At 63.3% G+C, this 2,552-nt stretch carries 2 protein-coding genes; one reads left to right on the top strand and one right to left on the bottom strand.

The window, feature by feature from the left end; all coding sequences use genetic code 11:
• The coding region (locus tag HP547_RS09870; RefSeq protein WP_172286193.1) for an MFS transporter at positions 1-1,334 on the bottom strand (1,334 nt) is incomplete at its 3' end.
• Positions 1,335-1,750: 416 nt separating this feature from the next.
• On the opposite strand from HP547_RS09870, the gene HP547_RS09865 reads away from it, so the two are divergent.
• A partial coding sequence (locus HP547_RS09865; protein ID WP_172286192.1) for a helix-turn-helix transcriptional regulator occupies positions 1,751-2,552 on the top strand: 802 nt, incomplete at its 3' end.

The following is a 2,552-nucleotide window of genomic DNA, read 5'->3' as shown; positions in this document are numbered from 1 at the left end:
GCCGTCTTCAGCTCAATGCGATACAGCTTCCCAAGCAGCAGCGAATACGAAAGCGTCCCCATCAACGCCACCCCGCCAATGAACCAGAACGCCATGGCGAACGAACCGCTGGCATGCACGATCGCGCCAATCACGATCGGCGTGACGATGCCGCCAATGTTCGCGGCCAGGCTGGTAACCCCGCCGGTCAGGCCGATAAGCTCCTTGGGGGCCACTTCCGACACCGCCGCCCATGACGACGAAGCGATACCTTGGGCGAAGAACGCCAGGGTGAGGACGGCGATGCACAGCACGTTCGAGTCGGTGAAGTTCACCAGCACGATCGACATGCCCAGCATCGAGCCCACCACCAGCGGCAGCTTGCGGGCGAACGACAGCGAGTAGCCCTTGCGGATCAGAAGGTCGGAGACGATGCCCGCCAGCAGGATGCCGACCGTGGCCCCGATGAATGGCATGACCGCGAAGATGCCGACCTTGATCAACGTCAGCTGGCGCTCTTCGATCAGGTAGGTGGGGAACCAGGTGAGGAAGAAGTACAGCGCCGAGGTGCTGGCGAACTTGCCCAGGCAGATCGCCCACACCTGGCGGTAGCGGAACAGCTCGGCCACTTGGCGCCAGTCGAAACGGGTGCGTTCCTGGCTGCTCTTGATCAGGCCGCCGCCGTTCTCGATGTAGGCCAGCTCTTCCTTGCTGACCTTCTTGCAGTTCAGCGGGTCGCGGTACAGGAACAGCCACACCACGCCAAACACGATGCCGACCAGGCCGGTGCTGTAGAACACATGCCGCCAGTCGTAGGTCGTCGCGAGCCATAGCAGGGCGCCGGTGAACAGCGCAGTGCCCAGGTACTGGCCGCACACGTAGATGCTGCTGGCCATGCCGCGCTCGCGGGCGGGGAACCACACGGTGACGGCGCGGCTGTTGGCCGGGAAGGCCGGGGCTTCCATGGCGCCGACCGCCAGGCGCAGGCCGAACAGCGAGGCAAAGCCGCTGGCCAGGCCCTGGGCCACGGTCACCGCCGACCAGCTGATCAGCGACACGCCGTAGGTCAGGCGCGAGCCGAAGCGGTCGGCGATGAAGCCTGCCGGCACCAGGGCCAGGGCGTAGGTCCAGGCGAAGGCGGAGAAGATCAGGCCCATCTCGACCTTGTCCAGGCCCAAGTCCTTGGCCATGAACGGCGCGGCGATGGAAATGTTCACCCGGTCGACGTAGTTGATGATGGTCGCCACCAGCAGCAGCGACAGCATGAACCAGCGGCGGCGGGTGGGCCGGCGCTGGGCAGGGGCCGCGTCCAGCGCGTACGACGACGCGGCGCGGGGGGTAGGCGTGCTCGACATGAGTCGACCTCGTTTGTTGTTGTTGATAGAGGTTGGGCTGCAGTCCCTTTACTAAGGTGGTCGTACGACTTGTTGAATGCAACGTTGGTTTTAGACCGTTTTTTTCACTAAAGGCGGGGGAGGGCTGAACTGTCCAAAAAAATCGGAAGGCGGGGTTTTGATTGGTTTTTCTGCTGGGTGTCGCATTTTTAGAGGGCTGTGGGGGTTCAAGGTTGCGCGGTTTTTTGCAGACAGGTTTAATTTGAAAAGCTTGGACATCGTACAACTTGCCTTGCCTCGTCGGGCCTCTTCGCGGGTGAACCCGCTCCCACAGAGTCAGCACATGATTTGGGAGCTGCGCTGTACCTGTGGGAGCGGGTTTACCCGCGAAGAGGCCCGCACAGGCAACTTTTTACCTAGAACCTGGAGCCAGCCCAATGCCCCCAAAGCGCGAGGTCCCGACCTACGTCATGCAGCAGCGCAGCGAGCTGATGGACTTCTACATCCGCGACCAGCGCGGGCGCCCCGCCGAAACCTCGCCGCATCGCCACGAGTACTTCCAGATCCAGGTCAACTTCGGCGGTGACACGGTGCAACACATCGGCAGCGTGCAGCGCCCCTTCAAGCGCAACACCCTGGCCTTCATCCTGCCGCACCGGGTGCATGTGATTCCGCACCCGCTCGACAGTGACTTTGTGGTGATCAACTTCTCCCAGACGTTCCTGCTGCCGCACCTGGCCTGTGACCCGATGGATCTGGAAGAGGTGTCGATCCTGCAGGCGCCGGAGCTGTCACCGTTCCGCTTTCAGGAGCATCTCGACTTTTGCCTGGGCGAGGCCGACTTTGCCGAGCTGCGGCAAGTTCTCGACCGCATGCGTGCACTGGATGCCAACCGCCGCTTCGGCACCCGCGAAATCCTCAAGGGCCTGTTGCTGCAACTGATCGGCCAGGTCTGTGGCCTGTATGCCGAGCCGCTGCGTGAACTGGCCGACAGCAATGCCGCGCAGCTCAGCCGCCGCGCTGCGCTGGGCCGCATGAGCGAATACCTGCGCCGGCATATCGACGACCCCGACCTGAACCTGCAGAAGGTCGCCGCCGCCACCTACCTGTCGCCCACCTACCTGACCCACTGGTTGCGCAAGGAAATCGGCAAGACCTTCAGCGAGCTGGTGCTGGAGCGGCGCATGCACGCCGCACGCAACTACCTGCTCAACGGCAGCCGCCCGGTGGGCGAGGTGG

The organism is Pseudomonas sp. CM27 (assembly GCF_013179515.1).
Taxonomy (GTDB): Bacteria; Pseudomonadota; Gammaproteobacteria; order Pseudomonadales; family Pseudomonadaceae; genus Aquipseudomonas.
This window is presented reverse-complemented; position numbering and strand designations above follow the sequence as displayed.